The organism is Kribbella sp. NBC_01510, assembly GCF_045040325.1.
Lineage (GTDB): Bacteria > Actinomycetota > Actinomycetes > Propionibacteriales > Kribbellaceae > Kribbella.
In genome coordinates, this window is the sequence record NZ_CP109418.1 from 639,743 (window position 1) to 660,391 (window position 20,649).

Annotated in this window: 19 protein-coding genes; 6 read left to right on the top strand and 13 right to left on the bottom strand. The window is 68.5% G+C overall.

Translation table 11 applies throughout. The annotated features are described in order from the left end of the window. Nucleotides 1–185 precede the first annotated feature (185 nt). Nucleotides 186–2,006, bottom strand: coding sequence for an ABC-F family ATP-binding cassette domain-containing protein (locus OG558_RS03190; protein WP_405068864.1), 1,821 nt, complete (start codon nucleotides 2,004–2,006; stop codon nucleotides 186–188). 49 nt (nucleotides 2,007–2,055) lie between these two features. Between OG558_RS03190 and OG558_RS03195 the strand changes: the two genes are divergently transcribed. Beyond that, nucleotides 2,056–2,904 (top strand): fructosamine kinase family protein, encoded by an 849-nt coding sequence (locus OG558_RS03195; protein ID WP_405068865.1) that lies wholly within the window; start codon nucleotides 2,056–2,058, stop codon nucleotides 2,902–2,904. 5 nt (nucleotides 2,905–2,909) lie between these two features. Here OG558_RS03195 and OG558_RS03200 read toward each other — a convergent pair whose 3' ends face one another. The 12 genes from OG558_RS03200 to OG558_RS03255 form a co-directional block, all read right to left on the bottom strand. Then, nucleotides 2,910–4,808 (bottom strand): GTP-binding protein, encoded by a 1,899-nt coding sequence (locus OG558_RS03200; protein WP_405068866.1) that lies wholly within the window; start codon nucleotides 4,806–4,808, stop codon nucleotides 2,910–2,912. A gap of 644 nt (nucleotides 4,809–5,452) precedes the next feature. Further along, on the bottom strand, nucleotides 5,453–5,839 hold the full coding sequence (locus OG558_RS03205; protein ID WP_405068867.1) for a type II toxin-antitoxin system VapC family toxin: 387 nt from the start codon (nucleotides 5,837–5,839) through the stop codon (nucleotides 5,453–5,455). Beyond that, nucleotides 5,836–6,090 carry a type II toxin-antitoxin system prevent-host-death family antitoxin gene (locus OG558_RS03210; protein WP_329481486.1) on the bottom strand — a complete coding sequence of 85 codons (255 nt, stop codon included), beginning with the start codon at nucleotides 6,088–6,090 and terminating at the stop codon, nucleotides 5,836–5,838. The genes OG558_RS03205 and OG558_RS03210 overlap by 4 nt, the downstream gene beginning before the upstream one ends. Nucleotides 6,091–6,124: 34 nt before the next feature. Then, nucleotides 6,125–7,063, bottom strand: a complete 939-nt coding sequence (locus tag OG558_RS03215) for a 4-(cytidine 5'-diphospho)-2-C-methyl-D-erythritol kinase (protein ID WP_405068868.1) — start codon at nucleotides 7,061–7,063, stop codon at nucleotides 6,125–6,127. An 11-nt stretch (nucleotides 7,064–7,074) separates the two neighbouring features. Then, a complete protein-coding gene (gene rsmA / locus OG558_RS03220) occupies nucleotides 7,075–7,896 on the bottom strand; it encodes a 16S rRNA (adenine(1518)-N(6)/adenine(1519)-N(6))-dimethyltransferase RsmA (protein WP_329481488.1) in 822 nt (273 codons plus the stop codon). 72 nt (nucleotides 7,897–7,968) lie between these two features. Continuing rightward, entirely contained in the window at nucleotides 7,969–9,105 is a 1,137-nt protein-coding gene (locus tag OG558_RS03225; protein WP_329481489.1) for a ubiquitin-like domain-containing protein, read from the bottom strand. A 216-nt stretch (nucleotides 9,106–9,321) separates the two neighbouring features. Then, nucleotides 9,322–9,936 carry a nitroreductase family protein gene (locus OG558_RS03230; RefSeq protein WP_405068869.1) on the bottom strand — a complete coding sequence of 205 codons (615 nt, stop codon included), beginning with the start codon at nucleotides 9,934–9,936 and terminating at the stop codon, nucleotides 9,322–9,324. A gap of 49 nt (nucleotides 9,937–9,985) precedes the next feature. Next, entirely contained in the window at nucleotides 9,986–10,885 is a 900-nt protein-coding gene (locus OG558_RS03235; RefSeq protein WP_405068870.1) for an ornithine cyclodeaminase family protein, read from the bottom strand. Beyond that, nucleotides 10,885–11,799 (bottom strand): TatD family hydrolase, encoded by a 915-nt coding sequence (locus OG558_RS03240; RefSeq protein WP_329481493.1) that lies wholly within the window; start codon nucleotides 11,797–11,799, stop codon nucleotides 10,885–10,887. The genes OG558_RS03235 and OG558_RS03240 overlap by 1 nt, the downstream gene beginning before the upstream one ends. 10 nt (nucleotides 11,800–11,809) lie before the next feature. Then, on the bottom strand, nucleotides 11,810–12,238 hold the full coding sequence (locus OG558_RS03245; RefSeq protein WP_329481494.1) for an SRPBCC domain-containing protein: 429 nt from the start codon (nucleotides 12,236–12,238) through the stop codon (nucleotides 11,810–11,812). 64 nt (nucleotides 12,239–12,302) lie between these two features. Continuing rightward, nucleotides 12,303–14,057 carry a methionine--tRNA ligase gene (gene metG / locus OG558_RS03250; protein ID WP_405068871.1) on the bottom strand — a complete coding sequence of 585 codons (1,755 nt, stop codon included), beginning with the start codon at nucleotides 14,055–14,057 and terminating at the stop codon, nucleotides 12,303–12,305. 48 nt (nucleotides 14,058–14,105) lie between these two features. Beyond that, nucleotides 14,106–15,023, bottom strand: a complete 918-nt coding sequence (locus OG558_RS03255; RefSeq protein WP_405068872.1) for a helix-turn-helix domain-containing protein — start codon at nucleotides 15,021–15,023, stop codon at nucleotides 14,106–14,108. A gap of 76 nt (nucleotides 15,024–15,099) precedes the next feature. Here OG558_RS03255 and OG558_RS03260 point away from each other — a divergent pair, with 76 nt between their 5' ends. Genes OG558_RS03260 through OG558_RS03280 form a run of 5 tightly spaced genes read left to right on the top strand, consistent with a single transcriptional unit; the run spans nucleotide 15,100 to nucleotide 20,341 of the window. Further along, nucleotides 15,100–16,422 (top strand): glycoside hydrolase family 36 protein, encoded by a 1,323-nt coding sequence (locus tag OG558_RS03260; protein WP_405068873.1) that lies wholly within the window; start codon nucleotides 15,100–15,102, stop codon nucleotides 16,420–16,422. Beyond that, nucleotides 16,415–17,329: a carbohydrate ABC transporter permease gene (locus OG558_RS03265; RefSeq protein ID WP_405068874.1), complete on the top strand. Its 915-nt coding sequence runs from the start codon at nucleotides 16,415–16,417 to the stop codon at nucleotides 17,327–17,329. Before OG558_RS03260 ends, OG558_RS03265 begins: the two co-directional genes overlap by 8 nt. Next, nucleotides 17,326–18,135, top strand: coding sequence for a carbohydrate ABC transporter permease (locus OG558_RS03270; protein WP_405068875.1), 810 nt, complete (start codon nucleotides 17,326–17,328; stop codon nucleotides 18,133–18,135). The genes OG558_RS03265 and OG558_RS03270 overlap by 4 nt, the downstream gene beginning before the upstream one ends. A 14-nt stretch (nucleotides 18,136–18,149) precedes the next feature. Next, nucleotides 18,150–19,433, top strand: a complete 1,284-nt coding sequence (locus OG558_RS03275; protein WP_405068876.1) for an ABC transporter substrate-binding protein — start codon at nucleotides 18,150–18,152, stop codon at nucleotides 19,431–19,433. Further along, a complete protein-coding gene (locus OG558_RS03280) occupies nucleotides 19,430–20,341 on the top strand; it encodes a phytanoyl-CoA dioxygenase family protein (RefSeq protein WP_405068877.1) in 912 nt (303 codons plus the stop codon). The genes OG558_RS03275 and OG558_RS03280 overlap by 4 nt, the downstream gene beginning before the upstream one ends. The last annotated feature ends 308 nt before the right edge of the window (nucleotides 20,342–20,649 follow it).

Below are 20,649 nucleotides of genomic sequence, written 5' to 3' on the forward strand. Positions count from 1 at the left end.
ACTTCGGTGGCAAGAGGTGGTCCACCGAAAGTGGCCGTGCGGTGTCCGGGGCTCGGGGCCCGAACAACGCCGGCCGGCACGGGGCCCGCTCACCCGGAGCCGCGGTACACCCTCCGAAGCACAGGGGATCGGAGGGTGTGCCGCGGCTCAGTTCTGTTGTTCCAGAAGCCCTGCGCCGCTGCGGATCATTCGGCCCGTTCGGCCGCGTCGAACCAGGCGGTCTCCAGCTCACCGCGTTCGTCGGCGAGCTTGCGCAGTTCGGCGTCCAGCTCGGCCAGCCGCGCATAGTCGCTGGCGCTCACCGCCAGCTGGTCGTGCAGTTTCGCCTCCGCCTCGGTGAGCTTGGCGAGCTGGCGTTCGATCCGGTTCAGTTCCTTCTTCGCCGCCCGGGCCGCTGCCGCGTCAACCACCGGCGGATCATCAACCGTGGTATTTCCGGCCGGCGCCAAATCATTGGACGCCGCCGCCGGCGACGTCGACGCATTCGACGCCGTACGCCGCGGAATTCCGGTCCCGAGCTCGTCGAGATACTGATCGACGCCGCGGGGCAGATGACGGACCCGGCCGTCGCCCATGATCGCGTAAACCATGTCGCTGATCCGCTCGAGGAAGTAGCGGTCGTGCGTGACGGCGACGACGACACCCGGCCAGCTGTCGAGGAAGTCCTCGAGCACGGTGAGCGTCTCGACATCGAGGTCGTTGGTTGGCTCGTCGAGGATCAGCACGTTCGGCTCGTCGAGCAGGATGCGCAGCAGTTGCAGCCGGCGCCGCTCACCACCGGACAGGTCCGAGATCCGGGTGGTCAGCTTGTCGCCGGTGAACCCGAACCGCTCGAGCAGTTGCGACGAGGTGAGTTCGCCACCGCGCCCGGCCAGGGCCGCCGTACGACGGATCCCGGTGATGTAGTCGAGGACCGTCACTGTTTCGTCGATCTCGTCGAGGGTCTGCGACAGGTTGGCGACCCGGACGGTCTTGCCCTGCTTGACCCGGCCGCGGTCCGGCGCGAGCTGACCGGTCAGGATCTTCAGGAACGTGGTCTTGCCGGCGCCGTTCGGCCCGAGCAGCCCGATCCGGTCGGCCGGCCCGAGCCGGAACGTGACGTGGTCGAGCATCACCCGGTCGCCGAAGGCCAGGCTCACGTCCTCGACGTCGAACACGTCCTTGCCCAGGCGCGCGGTGGCCAGCTGGGACAGCGCGAGCTTGTCGCGCGGCGCCGGCTCGTCCTCGATCAGCGCGTTGGCGGCCTCGATCCGGAACTTCGGCTTGGTGCTACGGGCGGGTGCGCCGCGACGCAGCCAGGCGAGCTCCTTCTTCAGCAGGTTCTGCCGCTTCGTCTCCGAGACCTGCACACTCCGGGCCCGCTCGGCCTTCGCGAGCACGTAGGCGGCGTACCCACCGTCGTACGACGTGACGCGGCCGCCCTGGACCTCCCACGTGTCGGTGCAGACCGCATCGAGGAACCAGCGGTCGTGGGTCACGACGATGAGCGCGCCGGCCCGGTCGACCACGTGCTCGGCGAGCCAGTTGACCGCCTCGATGTCGAGGTGGTTGGTGGGCTCGTCGAGGATCAGCAGGTCGACCTCGATCAGCAGCAACCTGGCCAGCGAGGCGCGCCGCCGCTCACCACCGCTCAACGTGCCGACGAGCGCCTGGTGATCGACGCCACCCAGCAAGTGCTCCATCACCGACCGCGTCCGCGGGTCGGCTGCCCACGTGTAGGTCTCCACCTCCCCGAGCACAGCGTGCAGCACGGTCTGCTCCGGGTCGAGGTCGTCGCTCTGGCCGAGGTACCCGAGCCGCAGGTCCCGGTTGTGGGTGATCCGTCCGCTGTCCGGCTCCTCCCGCCGGGCCAGCAGCCGCAACAGCGTCGATTTTCCGTCGCCGTTCCGCCCGACCACGCCGACGCGTTCACCCCGGCCGATGCCGAGGCTGACCGAGTCGAGGAGTGTCCGAGTCCCGAAGCCCTTGGAAACAGCTTCCAGGTTGACCAAGTTAGGTGTCGCCATATCGCGCCCCAGGGTAGCCGACACCGGCGGGCGTGCCAGGATCGTCCACGTGCTGACTCCTTCCTGGCTCGACGGCCTGGCCCTCGGTGAAGCCGTGTCCGCCGAATCCGTGGAAGGCGGTTACGCCAGCAAGACCTTCCGCGTCCGTACGTCGCTCGGCCGGTCGGCGATCGTGAAGACGCAGACCGACCTGCCGCCCGACCTCTACGCGGTGGAAGCCGACGGCCTCGACGCACTCCGGGACCCGGGCGGGTTCGCCGTACCCGAAGTGCTCCGCGTCGCGCCCGACTTCATTGTCCTCACCGACCTCGGTGCGTCCGCTCCCTCTCCCACCTACTGGGAAGACGCCGGCCGCGCCCTGGCCCTCCAGCACCAGCACACCGCCGACAAGTTCGGGTATCACCAGGACAACTACCTGGGCGTCCTTCCCCAGCGGAACCCGTGGACCACCGACGGCCACAGCTTCTTCGCCCAGCACCGCCTGGTCCGCTATCTGGAAGTCCCCAACTGCTACAACGCCCTCTCGCTGGACGACCGCCACCGCCTCGAACGCGTCGCCGACCGCCTCCCCGAGCTCGTCCCGCCCCAACCGCCGTCGCTGCTCCACGGCGACCTCTGGCACGGCAATCTCATCCCGACACCCGCCGGCCGCCCGGCGTTGATCGACCCTGCGGTCTACTACGGCTGGCCCGAGGCCGAACTGTCCATGCTCATCGGCTGCGGCAACATTCCCGATGCCTTCTACCGCGCCTACGAAGAAGCTCATCCGCTGGCGCCGGGCTGGCGCCACCGGATGCCCCTCCTCCACCTCCGCGAACATCTCTGCGTCACCGCCCACTTCACCGACTCCGCCAACGCCGTCGAGCAGATCCACACCACCCTCGCGCGCTTCGCCTGAGCGGATCACGCCTGGTTGAGGTGGAGGAGGTACTGCTTCTGGTTGAGAGGATTGCCGTCGGTCCGGGACCGGGCGGGAGGTGTGCCAGGGACGGGGTGGTAGGTGGTGAAGGTCGGGGTGAGGATGCCTTCGCCATGAGTCTGGCCCGGCAGGTGGGCCTCGAAGGGGTGGGTGGTGGCGGCGGGGATGGTGCCTTCGAGGTGGGCACGGTCCTGGTCCAGGGCGGTTCTGGTGACGAGGCCACGGGAGTCGGCCAGCAGGGACAGAACCCGGGAAACCGAGTCGGGTGGAATGTCGAGCTCGAAGTGGTTGAGGGGTTCGAGGACCGTGGTGCCGGCGAACGCGATGGCCCGCATCAGGACGAGTGGGACCAGGCGGCGGAAGTCTGCGGCGGACGTACCCACGCTGCTGTAGGCGGTGTGGGTCAGATCGATCCGGCAGTTCGGGATCTCCCAGCCGTAGAGGCCTTGGTGGAGGGTCTGCCTGACCGTCTCCTCGATCGCGGTATGGAACGCGCGCGGCAGTCCTCCGAGCTCGACCTCCAACCGGTAGTCAATGCCTTCGGCGACCGGTGACACGCGGAAGCCGACGCCCGCCGCCCAGAGGTTGTCCGGGGCACCCATCTCCCGGTGTGCGGCTCCCACGCCGGCCAACCGTTCGATGTGGATCGGCGTGGTCTCACTGAAGGAGACCGCCAGTCCGTACTCCGACTCCAGCAAGGACGCGATCACCTCCTTCTGCACCTCGCCGTACAGACTGACCGTGATGTCGTCGGCCTTCCGGACGCGGATCAATGGGTCCTGTTCGGCGAGCTGGGTCAACGCCTGGAAGAGCTTCACCCGATCCCGCGCACTCACGACAGTCTCGAGCGTCGGCGGCGCGAACAGCCGGCCCGCACCACGCGCCGGTACGCCGAGCTGATCGCCGATCCGGATGTCCTTCAACCCGCGCAACGCCACGATCTGCCCGGCCTCGGCTCGCTCGACTGTCCGCCGCGACCCGCGCTCGAAGAGCTCCACCGCCGTCGGACGCGCCTGGTACGACGGACCTTCCGCCGGGTGCACATCGACGTACGCGCGAGCCGACAGCGACCCGGCGAACACGCGCGCCGAGGCAACCTTTTGGCCGGCGGACGCACGCTCGACCTTGAAAACCCTTGCCTGCAAGGCTTCTGACGGCAATGCGGTTGCGCGTGGCAACCAGGACCGAATGCCGCCGATCAGGTCGGCGATACCGACGCCGGTCATCGCCGAGCCGAAGTACACCGGGTGAACCTTCGTGGCCGTCACCTGCCGACGCAGCTCAGCGGCGTAGTCGTCGGCCGACAAGCCGTCGTCCAGGTAGCGGGCCAGGAAGCCGTCGTTGCGCTCGGCAAGCAGTTCTCCGAGCGCCTTGCGCGGCAGCCCGAACGGTTCGAAGACGGCTCCGCGAGTACCGAGGTCCGACACCGATCCCATCGGCACGGCGGCGGGAGTCAGCAACCGCGCGATGTCCGCGAGCAGTTCGTCGTACCGGGCGCCGACACGGTCGATCTTGTTCACGAACAGGCAGGTCGGGATGCGCAGCCGGGTCAGCGTGCGCATCAGCAGGCGGGTCTGCACCTGGACGCCCTCGACCGCGGAGATCACCAGCACGGCGCCGTCCAGCACGGACAGCGCGCGCTCGACCTCGGCGATGAAGTCGGAGTGTCCCGGGGTGTCGATCAGGTTGACGGTCAGGTCGCCCAGCTCGAACGACACCACCGCCGAGCGGATCGTGATGCCGCGCTTCCGCTCGAGGTCCATCGAGTCGGTCTGGGTGTTCCCGTCGTCGACCCGGCCGACCCGGTCGATCACACCGGCGGCGTACAGCAGCCGCTCGGTCAGGCTGGTCTTACCGGCGTCGACATGCGCCACAATGCCCATCGTCAGAGAGTTCAAGAGTCCTCGCGAATGCGTCGAAGCGATCAGTACCGATGAGGTCGATCACCACGTGCCGCATCCCGTTCTCCTGCCACTCGATCGATGGACTCCTGCCCGGACCGTAACAGCGGCCCGGCCGGGCCGCGACCGAATTACCCGGCGATTCAAACGCTCACTTGCTCGGTTGGGGCGCAATCCCTGTGTTTCAAGAGGTTTCGAGCGACCCGGACTGAGAGTATCGTCGCGGACTGCGACCGATCCGGTGTGCAGAGTAACCGGCCCGGTCGCGCTCGCCACCACCGCCGCCCCGGCGAGGAGCCTTCGCAAATGAGCATCGCGACGTGTGCCGGTGCGACCGTTGTCGTGATGCCGCCGCCCGCGAAGACCGGCAGGCCGTTGCCCGTCGGTCAGCTCGCCGGGACGTACCGCGACTTCGAGACCTAGGTACGCCCGCTCCTCGACGGCGCCAGGTCCCCCACCGTGCCCGCCGAACTAGCCCAACCAGACCTCGAGCGCGCCACCGCAGCCCTCCACCCCGCCACCTTCACCCCATCCAAGCCGTCCGCGCAGCCCTCACCATCCCCACCAACCAACTCGTGTCCATCCTCACCGGCAGATAACCCAGGATCCCTTGCAGGCTTAAGGAATCACGCCTTGATCATCGGTACGTCGTACCGATGGATCAGACCATCTCTGGTCACCAGTGTCAGCTTCTCGACGAGCGCCTGTGCGATGAGCATCCGATCGAACGGATCCCGGTGGATCGCCGGCAGCCGGCCCGCGAGGTCCGCATGCGCCATCCGGATCGGCAGCTCACTCAGACCGCTGCGCTCGATCCAGCCGGTGAGGTCGTCCGGCAGCTTCAGCTTCCCGGCAGCCGACTTGATCGAAAGCTCCCAGACTGTTGCCGCGCTGACGAAGACCTCGAGCTCGGTGTCGATCTGATCCTTCAGGTCATCGGACAGCTCAGGACTGTCCTCGAGCCACCAGAGCAGCACATGCGTGTCCAGCAGAAGCCGTGCCATCTCCTTCATGACGGAAGACCGAAGTCATCGGCGATCTCTTCATTGGTTTCGGTCGAATCCCAATCGTCGGACCAGCCAATCTGTCCCGACAGCAATCCCCGCCCTGCCCGCCGGACCGAGCTGGGCAGCGGCACGACCTTGGCGACCGGCCGACCGGCACGACTGATGATGACCTCTTCGCCGTGCTCGACACGATCGATGATTCGCGAAAGCTGAGTCTTCGCCTCATGGATGTTGAACTGCACCGCCGGCTCGCCCATCACCCCTCCTTAGTCCACTTAGCTAAGTGTACCTCTACCGGGTGACGGTGGCGGGGAGGATTCGGGCGCCGGGGACGGGGGCTTCGGCTTGGCGGACCATGCGGCAGAGGCCGGATTCGGCGAGTTCGACGGCCAGGTCGACGGCGCTGCGGCTGTCCGCGGCGAGGAAGAGGCAGGTCGGGCCGGAGCCGGAGATCTGGGCGGCGAGGGCGCCCTGGTCGAGGCCGAACTGGAGGGTATCGCCGAGCTCGGGGCGCAGCGACAGCGCCGCGGCCTGGAGGTCGTTGCTGAGGGCAACCGCGAGGGCGCCGGGCTGACCGGAGAGCAGCGCGGACATCAGCTCGGGGCGCACCTGCGGCGCCTCGACCCGGCGGAGCGGACGCAGCCGGTCCAGTTCGCCGTAGACGGCCGGCGTGGACAGCCCGCTGTCCGCGATCGCGAACACCCAGTGGAAGGTCCCGCGCGACATCACCTCGGTGACCTGCTCGCCCCGTCCCTGGCCGAGCGCGGTGTGACCGACCAGGCAGAACGGCACGTCGCTGCCCAGCTCGGCCGCGTGGTTCCGCAACTCGGTCTGCGACAGTTGCAGCCCCCACAACCGATTGCACGCCACCAAAGTCGCTGCCGCGTCAGTGGATCCGCCCGCCAGCCCGCCCGCGACCGGGATCGTCTTGCGGATGGTCAGTGCGACGCCTTCCTCGACGTCGTACTCCGCCTGCAGCAGCAACGCCGCCCGCACCGCGAGGTTCGTGTCGTCGGTCGGTACGTCGTTCGCGAAGTCGCCGACCACCTCCACCGAGATCGAACCGTCGTCGTCGCGCAGCACGGCGGTGACATCGTCGTACAGGGCAACGGCCTGGTAGACCGTGGCGACGGGGTGGAACCCGTCCGGGCGCGGCGGACCGACCGACAGACCCAGATTGATCTTGGCCGGCGACCGCACCGTGACCTCAAAGGAAGGTGGCACGGGCACAGGCTAGTGCCTTAGTCAGGCCGACCGGCGCCGGCGAGCGCGGCGAAGTCGGTGATCCCGAGCATCTCCCCGCGCAGCTTCGGGTCGATCCCCGTGACCCGGAACACCTCGTCGAGCCGCTCGCGGTCTGGCATCCAGCGGGCCAGCGCGGACCGCACGGTCTTCCGCCGCTGCGAGAACGCCGCCTCGATCACCGCGAACACCTCCTCCCGGCTCGCCGCCGTCTTCGGCGGGTCCCGGCGCTCGAACGCGACCAGCCCGGAGTCCACGTTCGGCGCCGGCCAGAACACGTTCCGCCCGATCGGCCCGGCCCGCCGCACCTCGGCGTACCAGGCCGCCTTCGCGGACGGTACGCCGTACGTCCGGGAACCGGGCGGGGCCGCGAGCCGGTCCGCTACCTCGGACTGCACCATCACCAGCCCGTGCCGCAGCGACGGCGAGATGGCCAGGAGATGGAGCAGGACCGGTACGGCGACGTTGTACGGCAGGTTGGCCACACACGCCGACGGCGACCCGACCTGCTCCGGTCCGACCGTCATCGCGTCGGCCTCGACCACGGTCAGCATGCCCGCCTGATCCGGCGCGTACGTCGCGATCGTCGAGGGCAGCGCCTTCGCCAGCAGCGGGTCGATCTCGACCGCGGTCACCGGGTGCCCGTCAGCCAGCAGCGCCAGGGTCAGCGACCCGAGACCCGGGCCGACCTCGAGCACGGTCTCGCCGTCGTCCAGCTCGGCCGCGCGGACGATCCGGCGGACGGTGTTCGGGTCGATGACGAAGTTCTGGCCGCGCTGCTTGGTCGGGCGGACCCCGAGCGCGGCGGCCAGTGAACGCACTTCCGCCGGACCGAGAAGTCTCGGTCCGGCGGAAGTGGATGAATCAGACGGGGTCACCCCGTCAGTCTTGCACTACGCCTTCTGGCCGCAGACAGGCCAGGCGCCGTAGCCACCGCGGTCGGCCTTGACCTTCTCCGCGATCGCGATCTGCTGCGCCTTGGACGCGCCGTTGGCATTGCTGGCGTACGCCGTCCCGCCGTAGGCCGCCCAGGTGCCGTGGTCGAACTGCAGGCCGCCGTAGTACCCGTTGCCGGTGTTGGCCGCCCAGTTGCCGCCCGACTCGCACGCGGCGATCCGGTCCCAGGCACTCGTGCCACCGGTGGACGGCGGCGTGGTGGGAGTGGGGGTGGTGTCGGTCGTCGGCGGCGCCGGCTTCGGCTTGGTGCCGACCAGGACCTTCTCGTCGACCGGCGCGGTGACCAGCGTCGACGTGAGCAGCTTGGTGGTCGTCAGCTTGCCGTCCAGGTAGGTGAGCACGTACGTCACCGACTTCGCGCCGTTGACGCCCTTCGCGGCGGTCTTCTTGGTGCCCACTTCCAGCGTCGCCGACTTGGTCTCGGCGGTGCCGTGGGCGATCGCCTCGGTCTTGGTGACCTTCTTGACGTCGACCTTCACGTACCCGACCCGGTTGACTCCCGGCTTGAGCACGGTGGCCGCCGCGGGGCTGATCCGGTCGTCCCGGTCCCAGACGATCTTGGCCGCGGTCAGCGCCTCGCCGACGGTCGCAGCCATCGACTTGATCGTCGCGACCTTGCCCTGTCGCACGATCTGGACGGTCTTCGGGGTCTTCACGACGAGCTCCAGGCCCTGGCGCCCGAGCGGCGCGCTGCGGCTGGTGGAGAAGACCGCGCCGGTGTCGTACCGCAGACCGAGGTCGGCGAGTGCCTCGCTGACAGTGTCGGCCGTGGTCCAGTAGGCCTTCTTGGTGCCGTCGGCGTCGACGGTCAGCTGGCGGCCGTACTGCACCGCGATCTCCTGACCATCTTTCAGCTTCGAGTCCGGCGCGGGCGCGACGACGTCGTGCTCGCCGACCTGAACTTTCTCGGCCTTCAGGGCGTCTGCCACGGTGGAGCCGAAGGTGTGCACCTTCTGCACCTGGCCGTCGACGGAGACACTGACCGTCTTGCTCTTCGCGGCATATGCCACGGAGCCGCCCGCAACGGCGAACGCAGCCGTCGCACCGACGGCCACGATGATGGACTTACGCACTAACGCTCCCAGGTAGGGCTACCCGGGCACGGGGTGGGACAGCACAGGCACCGATCGCGAACGCCGGACTGGCTGCCCGGAATCCATTATCCCGCCGAGGGGTTGTGCTGCCCGGAATCTTCCCCGATCCCGGCCAACATCACGAGACAGTAACGAAGATGTCCCGGATACGCCAATCCCCTCGTCGGCGAGTCGTAAAAAGGTGTAATGGGGCCGTTACGCCAGGTGATGGCCCCACTGCCCTCGGTGCACCACTTCGGCGGTGGTCCGGCGGCCGCGCCGCAGCGACGGCGACCGCCTGTCCGGGGCCCGGTAGCCGACCGACAGCAGCCCGATCAGGTCGAACCCCTCGGGTACGCCGAACTCCTTCAGCAACCGGCCCACCTTGTCCGCACGAGGCCCGAAAAAGCACGCTCCCAGGCCTTCGTCGACCACCGTCTGGAGCATCAGCAGCACCGCCATCGCGGTGTCGATGTACCAGTACGGCGCGGTCCAGCGGGCCTCGTCACGGTCCGTCCAGCCCTTGTCCGCGGCGGCGTACCGATCGAGGTAGGCGTCCTTGTGCGCGAAGGCCAGGATCAGCAGCGGCGCGCGGCGCAGCCCTGTGAGCCATTCCACATACTTCTCGTCGGCGTCCTCGGCCGCGATCCGCCAGTACCGCTCCCGATCGTCGCCCTCGAGCGTCAGGAACGCCCACCCCTGCGTGAACCCGCCGGACGGTGCCCGCAACCCGTTCTCCAGGATGCGTTCCCGGAGCTCGTCCGGCACCGCCCGATCCGGGTCGTAGTTCCGCACCATCCGGCGTCGCCGGACCACCTCACTGAACTCCATGAGATGTGTCTACCAGCGGTGTCACCCGACGTCGTCGCCGACCTCCAGGTCACGAAACCAGCTTCGCCAACAGGTAAGCCTCGGTGCCTGCCAGGCCTACGGAGCAGAAGGCGGTGATCTGGTGCGGGGAGGTCCGGCCGGCGGCGTCGCCGGCGAGCACCGCGCCGAGGCTGATCAGCCGGTCGTGCTGCGGCGTGCCGACCAGCACGAACGGTGGGTCGTACGCGCGCGTCTGGTCGATCGAGTCCGTCACCGCGACATCCGCCCGGGCGATCAGGCCCGGACCGAACTCGGCTCGCCCGATCAGCTTCGGCCCGAGCGTGGTCACGAACGCCCCCGGCGCGACCCAGTCGGCCTCGATCACGGGCACCGGGCTGTTGGTCGCGAGTACGACGATGTCCCGCCCGGCGACCGCCTCCTGGGCCGACGCGACGCCGGCCGTGGGCAGTCCGAACTCCTCGGAAACCCTTGCAGCAAAGGCATTCCGGCGGACCGGATCGCGGCTGAAGACGGCGACGGAGGTCAGCGGGCGGACGGTGGCGATCGCCCACAGCTGGGTCCACGCCTGGGTGCCGGCGCCGACCAGCCCGAGCGTCGTGGCGTCCGCACGAGCCAGTGCGCCGACCGCGACCGCACCGATCGCCCCGACCCGGCGCGGTCCGAGCTCGTTGCCCACAGCAACACCACGCACCGTGCCGGTGTGCCAGTCGTGGACGACGACCAGCTGGCCGCCGGGATCGGTGGGGAAGGTGTCGTACGACCGGTAGCCGTACCACTCCCCGGTCAGCGCGCCGGTGGTGAAGACGAGATTCCCGCCAGCCAGCTCCGTGTGCACCCGTGGCGGCGTGTGCAACCGCCCGGTGTGCGCGGCGAGGATCGCCTCCCGCGTCCACGCGACGGCGTCCTCGGCCGTCAACCGATCCCGGATGTCGGCATCGGTCAGGACCATCACCATGAGCCGCCGAAGGCGCGATTCGCGTTGTTGTTCAGAGCATCGCAGAGCTCGGCGACCGAGATGTTCAGGACGCCGGCCATCTTCCGGACCGTGTGCGGGATCAGGTACGACGCGTTCGGCTGACCGCGATGCGGGGACGGCGTCAGGTACGGCGCGTCAGTCTCGACCAGCACCCGGTCGAGCGGCGTCACGGCCAGCGCGTCCCGCAGGGACTGGGCGTTCTTGAACGTCACCACGCCGGCGAAGCTCAGGAAGGCACCCCGGTTGACGCACTCGCGGGCGAACTCGGTGTCGCCGGAGAAACAGTGCATGATCACCCGGTCCGGCATGCCCTCGCGGTCCAGGATCCGCAGGATGTCGTCGTGCGCGTCCCGGTCGTGGATCATCAGCGTCTTGTCCAGCCGCTTCGCCAGCTCGATGTGCGCGGCGAACGACTCGTGCTGCGCGGCGCGGCCGTCCTCGCCGGTGCGGAAGTAGTCCAGCCCGGTCTCACCGATCACCCGGACCTTGTCCGCGCCGGCCGCCAGCCGCTCGATCTCGGCCAGTGCGCTGTCGAGCTCGCCGGCGGCCTTCAGCCTCGGCGCCTCGTTCGGGTGCAGGGCGACGCCGGCGATCAGGTTCGGGTACTGCTCGGCGGCCTCGACCGCCCAGACCGCGCCCGGCAGATCGCAGCCGACCTGGACGATCCGGGTGACGCCGACGGACGAGGCCAGCTTGATCGCCTCGGCCGGGCTCAGCCAGGCGCCGTCCTCGCCGTCGGCGATGTCGAGATGGCAGTGCGCGTCGACCACGCTCATCGGCAGCGGGTCGGGCAGCGCCGGCCGGGTCCGGTCCCGCGACCTGCCGTCCTCCCCGATCGCGGCCCGTTCCCGGGTCGGCCGGTCCACCTCCACACCATCAGCAGCCATAGGCCATAGGTTACTGACCCTCGGCAGCCTCCTTGACCTTGGCGACGAGCATCTCCCACATCCCCTGGGAGTGCTTGGCCTCCTCCTCGCTCGCGTTGTTGTCCTGCGTGAGCTTCAAGTGGGTCGCCGTACCATCGCCGTCCAACGTGTAGATCAGCGTGTGGTAGTTCTCCGGTACGTCGGGTTGCCCGGTGAGCGGACTGTAGTGCGTCAGCTTCAGCAGCCGCCCGGGGTCGACCTCGAGGATCTCGCCCTTGTCCTGATAAGGCTTCCCCTCCCACTCGCCACTCCAGGTGATCGGACTCCCCTGCTGCCAGTCCGTCTTCACCTCGGCCCCGAACCACAACTCCTTCAGCTGCTCCGGATCGGTCAGCACATCCCACACCCGCTCGGGCGCTGCGGCGATATCGGTCTCGGCGGTCGCCAGGTAGTTTGTCATCGTCCTCAACTCCTCTCACCCCTGACCGTACGACCGCCGCCACTTACGCGCTTGTAAGAAAGCGTCAACCGAGCCGCGCCAGCTCCTCCTCGACCACATCCGGTGACAGCTTGGCGAAGATCGGGTTGGGGGGTCGTACCGGTGTGCCGGGTACGACGAGCTCGGACGCCCAGCGTGGTTGGGCGGTGTAGTCGCCGGTGATGATCGGGTACGGCGCGCCGCCGTCGAGGTCGTCGGCCTCGCGGACCTCGGGCTGTGGCAGGAACGTCCCGGTCCCACCGAGTGCCTCGTGCACGCGTTGGGCCGAGTGCGGCAGGAACGGCGCGAGCAGCCGGTTGCTATCGGCCACCACCTGAGCGGCGACGTGCAGGATCGTCGCCTTCCGCTCCGGGTCCGGCTCCTTCCACGGCGCCTGTTGGGACAGGTACTGGTTCGCGTCGACCGCGTTCCGCATCGCCGCCCCGATGGCGGTCCGCAGCCGCTGGTGCCGCAGGTGGTCGCCGACAGTGCCGAACGCCTCCTTGCTGCCGGCAAGCAGGTCACGATCGGCCGCGGTCAGCTCACCGGCCGCCGGGATCGCTCCGAAGTTCTTCGCGATCATCGACGCGGTCCGGTTGACCAGGTTGCCCCAGGTGCCGACGAGTTCGTCGTTGTTCCGCCGGACGAAGTCGGACCAGGTGAAATCGGCGTCGCGCGTCTCAGGCCCGGCGACCGACACCCAGTACCGCAACGCGTCCGGCCCGTACCGCTCCAGCACGTCGCGGACGAAGATCACCACCGACCGGGACGACGAGAACTTCTTGCCCTCCTGGGTCAGGAACTCGCTGCTCACCACTTCGGTCGGCAGATTGAGTACGCCGTACTGCCCGGGCGAGGCGTTGTAGCCGAGGAGTTCGGCCGGCCAGATCTGGGCGTGGAAGGTGATATTGTCCTTGCCCATGAAGTAGTAAGACTGGGCCTCCGGATCGCACCACCACTTGCGCCAGGCGTCCGGGTCGCCAGACCGCCGGGCCCATTCGATGCTGGCGGACAGATAGCCGATGACCGCGTCGAACCAGACGTACAGCCGCTTGTTCGGATTGTCCTCCCAGCCCGGCAGCGGCACCGGGATGCCCCAGTCGATGTCGCGCGTCATCGCCCGCGGCCGGACGTCGTCGAGGAGGTTGAGGGCGAACTTGAGCACGTTCGGCCGCCACCCGGTGCGGGTCTGCAGCCAGGCGCCCAGCTGATCGGCCAGCGCCGGCAGGTCCAGGAAGAACTGCTCCGACTCCGCGAACACCGGCGTCTCGCCGTTGATCCGGCTGTGCGGGTTGATCAGGTCGATCGCGTCCAGTTGGTTCCCGCAGTTGTCACATTGGTCTCCGCGGGCGCCGTCGTACCCGCAGATCGGGCAGGTGCCCTCGATGTAGCGGTCGGGCAGGGTGCGGCCGGCGGACGGCGAGATCGCGCCCATCGTCGTCCTGCTGATGAGATATCCGTTGCGGTAAAGGGTTCTGAAGAGTTCCTGGGCGACGGCGTAGTGGTTGCGGGTCGTGGTCCGGGTGAACAGGTCGTAGGACAGGCCGAGGCTGTGCAGATCCTCGACGATCACCCGGTTGTAGCGGTCGGCGAGCTCCTGCGGGCTCACGCCTTCCTGCTCCGCCTGCACGAGAATCGGCGTACCGTGCTCGTCCGTACCGGACACCATCAGCACGTCGTGACCAGCCATCCGCAGGTACCGGCTGAACACATCGGACGGTACGCCGAAGCCGGACACGTGGCCGATATGCCTGGGACCGTTCGCATACGGCCAGGCCACGGCGGACAAGATGCTCGTCATGCGTCGACTGTAGAAGCCGGTCGGCCACCCGGGCGACGGGTTATCTGCTCAGTACAGCTCCAGCTCCGGGTTCCTGACTGCGGTGCGGTGGCTGGTCGGGGACATGCCGAAGCGGCGGCCGAACTGGCGGCTGAAGTAGTGCGGTGAGTCGAACCCGACCGCACGGGCGATCTGCGCGACGGACATGTCGGTCGCGCCGAGCAGTTCGGCCGCGCGCTGCAGCCGCAGCGCCACGACCACGTTCATGATCGAGTCGCCGACCTGCTCTTTGAACAAGTGGGCGAGCCGGGAGACCGACACCTGCGCGAGCCCGGCCAGCGAGGTGAGGGTGTGCGGTCGCGCGGGATCGGCCGTGATCGCGTCGAGGACCAGCTGGACGCGGGCGTCGAGGTGCTGGGTGTTCCGGCGCAGGCTGGCGACCGCGGTCAGCAGCACTTCCTCGATCCCGTTCATGGTCAGCTCGACCGCGACACTCTTCTCGAGTAGGTGCAGCTCGGTGTCACCGGTCGGTGAGAGGCCGGCCCGCTGCGCGTCGCGGTGCAACCGGTCGAACGCCGACACCACCCGGTCCGTCTCCGACGATCTGGCCAGTCGCACGTACGAGAGGCCGGGCATTGCCTGCGGCAACGACAACCATGCGTGCCACTCCCGCCGGGGCTGGAAATGCGCCCACCAGGATTCCCAGAACGTCCCGACCGTGCCGTAGTCGTGTTCGGTGCCGGGGCTGACCAGCACGAGGTCCCCGTGGCCCAGTGTCAGTTGGTCTCCACCGATCTGGAACCGGCCGGTGCCGGCCGCGGTGTAGAGCAGGTACCAGCTGCCCACACCGTCCGGTCGGACGACCCGGTAGTCGCCGCCGCTGTGGAAGTGACCGGTGACCAGTTTGCTCGGCGGCGGGATCTCGCTGTAGAGCTCGATCAAGATCTGGGTAGCAAGATCGTGCTCAGAGTCAGCAGGCTCCTTCATGGCCTCCCCTTCGCGGACGCCCCAAGATTACCTGCACGGCAGCAAGATCCTGCACACCCAGCGAATCGAGGATCCCGTGGGCTTCAGTACCGTCGCCGAGCTCGGGCACGACGCCGACACGCTGGTCTTCGAGCACGGCTGGCAGTCGTGGAGCCCGAGCGGGTGGTACCGGCTCGGGGCGAGTCCGCCCCGGCCGACCGCGCCGAACCACCACGTGATGGCGTATCGCCCGGGCGTGACGGCCGGCCGGTTCCAGGGCGAAGGACTGCTCGCGGTGGCGACCGGCGGCGAGGTGGCTGTCGTTGCCGCGAGTACTCCGGACGCGGTCCCGTCGATCCGCTGCGAGGTCGAGCCCGGCCGGCTGGTGATCTCGGCCGACGGTGAGGTCGAGGTGACGACGAGCACCCACGCCAACCCGAACCAGGCCCTGGCCGACTGGGCCGACGCCTTCGCGGCCAGTACGGCGCACTCCGCGGTCCGGGTGTTCGGGCCGGCCTGGTGCAGCTGGTACGCGTACTGGGGCAAGGTCACCGAGCGGGACGTGATGACCGACGTCCGGCAGTTCGACCAGCACGACCTGAGCGTCGACCTGGTCCTGCTCGACGAGGGGTACCAAGCGGAGATCGGCGACTGGCTGACCCCACGCGAGGATTTCGGATCGACCGTGCGGCTGGCGGCCGACATCCGCTCGAGCGGCCGCCGGGCCGGGATCTGGGTGGCGCCGTTCCTGGTCGGCAGCAACAGCGAGACCGCCCGCCGGCATCCCGAGTGGCTTGTCCCCGGGATCACCGCGGGCACCAACTGGGGCCAGGAGCAACTGGTTCTGGACGTGACCCACCCCGGCGCCGCGCGGCACCTGCAGGACGTGTTCACCGAGCTGTGCCGGCAGGGCTACGACCACTTCAAGCTCGACTTCGTGTACGCCGGCGCGATCGAGGGCCTGCGACACGAGGAGCTCGATGGCATTGCGGCGTACCGGCACGGGATGCGGCTGCTGCGCGAAGCCGTCGGGCCCAACCGGATCCTGCACGGCTGCGGCGCCCCGATCCTGCCGAGTCTCGGGCTGGTCGACTGCATGCGGATCTCTCCCGACACCGACCCGCTGGTCGAGCCGCCGTCCGGCGACATCAGCCAACCGGGCCAGCGCGGCGCACGGTCCACCTCCGTGGCACGCGAGTTCCTGCACGGCCGGTGGTGGGCGAACGACTCCGACTGCCTGATCGTGCGCCCCGACGTCCAGGACCGGGAGCGGTGGGCCGACCACATCGAGGCCGGCCCCGGGCTGCGGATGTCCAGCGACCCCATCGCCGAGCTCGACCGCTGGGGCCTCGATCGCACCCGCGAGCTGCTCACCCCGAGCTCGCCGCGGCCGCATCCGCTGAAGGATCCCGATGCTTAGGCCGGCGCCGCGCCGTACCCGTCGGCCCGGCCGGTACCGGCAGACGCTGGCCGCGTACACCCTGCTGGCACCGAGTCTGGTCGGCGTCATCGGCTTCCTGCTCGCGCCCGTGCTGATCGTGATCGCGCTCAGCCTGTTCGACTGGAAGTTGCTGTCGACCCCGGAATTCGTTGGCCTGGCCAACTACCGCAAACTGGTTGCCGACGGCGCCGTCTGGCACTCGCTCCTCGTGACCCTGTACTACGTCCTGATCTGCGTGCCGGGGACCACGATCCTCTCGCTGCTACTGGCCTTGCTGGTCGACCGGAAACTGCGCTGGATGAAGTACTTCCGGGCGCTGCTGGTGATCCCATGGATGGCGACCCCGGTCGCGCTCGGCCTGGTCTGGACCTGGATCTTCGATCCCGCCCGGGGTGCCCTCAACCAGTTCCTCGGCCTCTTCGGGATCGACGGCCCGGCCTGGCTGTCGTCACCGCTGCTGGCGATGCCGAGTGTCGCCGCCGTCCACATCTGGCAGTTCGCCGGCTACAACATGCTGTTCTTCCTGGCCGGCCTGCAGAACATTCCCCAGTCGTTGCGGGAGGCGTCCTCGCTCGACGGCGCTTCCCCGATCAAGCACTTCTTCGCCATCACGCTCCCGCTGCTGCGGCCGACGCTGTTGTTCGTGCTGATCACCAACGTGATCGGCTCGTTCCAGGCCTTCGACACGATCTTCGTGATGACCGAGGGCGGCCCGGGTGACAGCACCGAGGTGGCGACGTACCTGATCTATGACGAGGCGTTCCGCAAGTTCGACTTCGGCTACGCCTCGACGATCTCGGTGCTGCTGTTCGCGGTGGTGCTGATCGCCACGATCTCACAGTTCGTGTACTTCGAGCGCCGAACGACCTACGAGGTGTCCGGATGAAACTCCGCCTCTTCACATACGCCGTCCTGGTGGCCGGCTGTGTGTTCGCGATCTTCCCGTACTTCCTGTCCGTGCTCACCGCGTTCAAGGGCCCCGGGCAACTGTCGGACACGATGCCCTGGGAACCGGGACTGCCGCCCAGCACGGCCGCCTTCCACCGGCTGTTCGCGTCCGGGTTCGGCGGCTACCTGGTGAACACCGTGCTGGTCACGGCCGGGATCACCGCCGGCCAGGTGGTGTTCGCCATCCTCGCGGCGTACGCGTTCGCGCGGTTGTCGTTCCCGGGCCGGGACGCCTTGTTCTGGGTGTATCTGTCCACGCTGATGGTGCCGCCGGTGGTCACAATGATCCCGCTGTACCTGATGATGCAGAAGCTCGGGCTGGTCGACACCTGGGCCGGCCTGATCCTGCCGACGATGCTCGGGACGCCGTACGCGATCTTCCTGCTCCGGCAGTTCTTCCGCACCATCCCGGTGGACCTCGAGGACGCGGCCCGGATCGACGGCGCCGGCCGGGTCCGCACGCTGGTGTCGATCGTGCTGCCGCTGTCGAAACCGATCCTGGTCACCGTCACCACCCTCGCGGTGGTCGCCAACTGGAACAGCTTCCTCTGGCCGCTGATCATCACCAGCAGCGAGGACAAGCGGCTGCTCTCGGTCGGCATCGCCTTGTTCAAGGGCGAGATCGGCGTCGACTACAACGCCGTGATGGCCGGCAGCCTGATCGCGCTGCTGCCGCTGCTGGTGCTCTTCGTCGTCTTCCAGCGCTTCATCGTCCGCTCGGTCGCGGTCACCGGGCTCAAGTAACTTCGGAGGATCTGATGTCTCGAAAGCTTTCCCGGCGGACATTCCTGATCGGTGCCGGCAGTGTGCTCGCGCTGGCCGGATGCGGTTCGACCGACGGCGCGAGCGGTGGCGGTGGCAGTGGCAAGGTCGAGCTCGTGTACCGGCTGTGGGACGAGCAGCAGGAGGTCGGCTACAAGGCGGTGTTCGCCGCGTTCACCGCCGAGAACCCCGACATCACCGTCCGGATGGAGGTCCTGCCGTACGACCAGTACTGGACCAAGCTGACCACCGAGCTGGCCGGCGGCGAGGCGCCGGACGTGTTCTGGCTGACGGTCGACAGCTTCCCCGACCTGGCCGGCAAGGGCGTGCTCGCACCCCTGGACGATCTGATCGCGAAGGCCGGGCTGAAGCTCGACTCGTACCATCCGAACGTCGTCCAGTCGTACAAGTTCGAGGACAAGCAACTGGGGATGCCGAAGGACCTCGGCATCGTCGGCCTGCTGTACAACAAGACGCTGTTCGCCAAAGCCGGGGTGACGATGCCGGACAAGCTCACCTGGGCTCCGGACGGCTCCGGGACCTTCGAGGAACTCGCGCGCAAGCTGACTGTCGGCAGCAAGCAATGGGGGTTCTGCTCCTGGAACCACAGCCAGACCCAGTGGCTGAACTGGATCGCGTCCAACGGCGGTCACGCGATGGACAAGCCGTACGGGACCTTCGACTTCGCCGGGCCGAAATCGGTCGAGGCGCTGCAGTGGGCCCGCGACCTGATCTTCCAGTGGCACCTCTCCCCCGACGGCACCCGGACCAATCCGCCGACGGGTCAGGCGACCGAGATGTTCTACCGCGGCGAGGTGGCGATGTTCCCGGCCAACAACGCGCTGCTGCCGTTCGCACTGCCGGAGGTGAAGTTCCCGATCGGCGTCGCGGCGATGCCCGCCGGGCCGTCGGGCCGGACGGTCGTGATCAACGGGCTCGCGGAGGGGATGTTCGCCAAGACCAAGCACCCGGACCAGGCCGGCAAGCTGGTCGCGTTCCTCGGCTCGGAGAAGGCCCAGAAGCTGATGGGCGACGCCGGCTACATCATCCCGGCCCTGAACAACGCCGGCGCGGGCTACACGGCGTACTGGAAGAAGAAGGGCATCGACGTCCAGCCGTTCCTCGACTCGGCCGCCTCCAGCACGGTGAACATGCCGATCGCCGAGGGCTGGACGGGGAAGGTCGCCGACATCAACAAGACCGTGAACGACCTCTACCTGCACAAGACCGACGTCGCCGCCATCGCCGCAGCGATGGACAAGATCGGAAACGACAAGTGAAGGATCTGACCGACTCATCCGGCGCACTCAGCGATGCGGCGGTGCTGCGGGGGCGGCTGGCTGAGGATGGCTATCTGTTCTTTCGTGGGCTGCTGCCGGACGACGTGATCGGCGACGTACGCGACCAGCTCGCCCGGATTCTGCACGACAGCAACTGGCTCGCGCCCGGCACCGCGCCGGAGGAGCTGGTCGCGTCGGAGCGGGCCGTGGAGGAAGGATCGCCCGGGTTCTTCGGTGCGTACACCGCCATCCAGAGCACGCAGGCGTTCCACCAGTTGGCCGTGCGTCCCGAGCTACTGACTCTGGCGGCGCGGCTGCTGGGCGAGGAGGCGTTCGCGCATCCGGCGCATATCTGCCGGATCGCGCCGCCGTCGCCCGGGGCCAATCCGACCCCGATCCATCAGGACTACCGATTCATCCAGGGCTGCATCGACACCTTGACGACCTGGCTGCCACTCAGTGCGGCGCCGCCGGAGATCGGTGGGCTTCGTGTGTTCGCCGGCTCGCCGCGGCTCGGCGTACTGCCGGTCAGGGCGTCGGACGGGCCTGGGATGATGCGGGCCGAGGCGGACGAGAACCATCCGGAGTGGCGGACGACGTCGTACCAGCCAGGCGACGTGCTGCTGTTCGGGAGCCTCACTGTGCACGGCGCGATGCCCAACCGGACGAAGCAGCTGCGGTTGTCGGCCGACTTCCGGTACCAGGCCGTCAGCGCGCCGATGGCCCGCGACCTCCTCGGCACCGGCAAGCCGCACTACCACCCGGACGTCCCCGACTTCCCGACCCTCGCCCGCGGCTGGACCTCGACGGCCTCCGTCGAGATCCCGCCCGGGGTGAACTTCGTCGACCGCTGGGACCCACGAGTGGCCGACGTACCAACACCGTCGTCGCGGTTCGCCTACGTCTAGGGCGCTGGTGAACAGCAGTGTCATCTCGACGCAGGCAGCGGTACCGGCGGCCGGCGGAACGCCACCACGGCGTTGGCGTCCTGAAGCCCCCGTCCACGCATCCAATGAGCAGAGGTTCGCGGGTGTCGGATACCTGGATACGCCGGCCAGTCGTGGGGACCTGAGACAGGCTGTGGTGGGTCGCGACCTGATATTTCCTGTCTCGGCCCACCAGTAGGTGTCTGAACCCACGACGGCTGGCTCCTTCGGTCCGGATGCCGGGACCTGCTGTCTCACCAGATGACGGACCTCCAGGCCGATGCCGTACC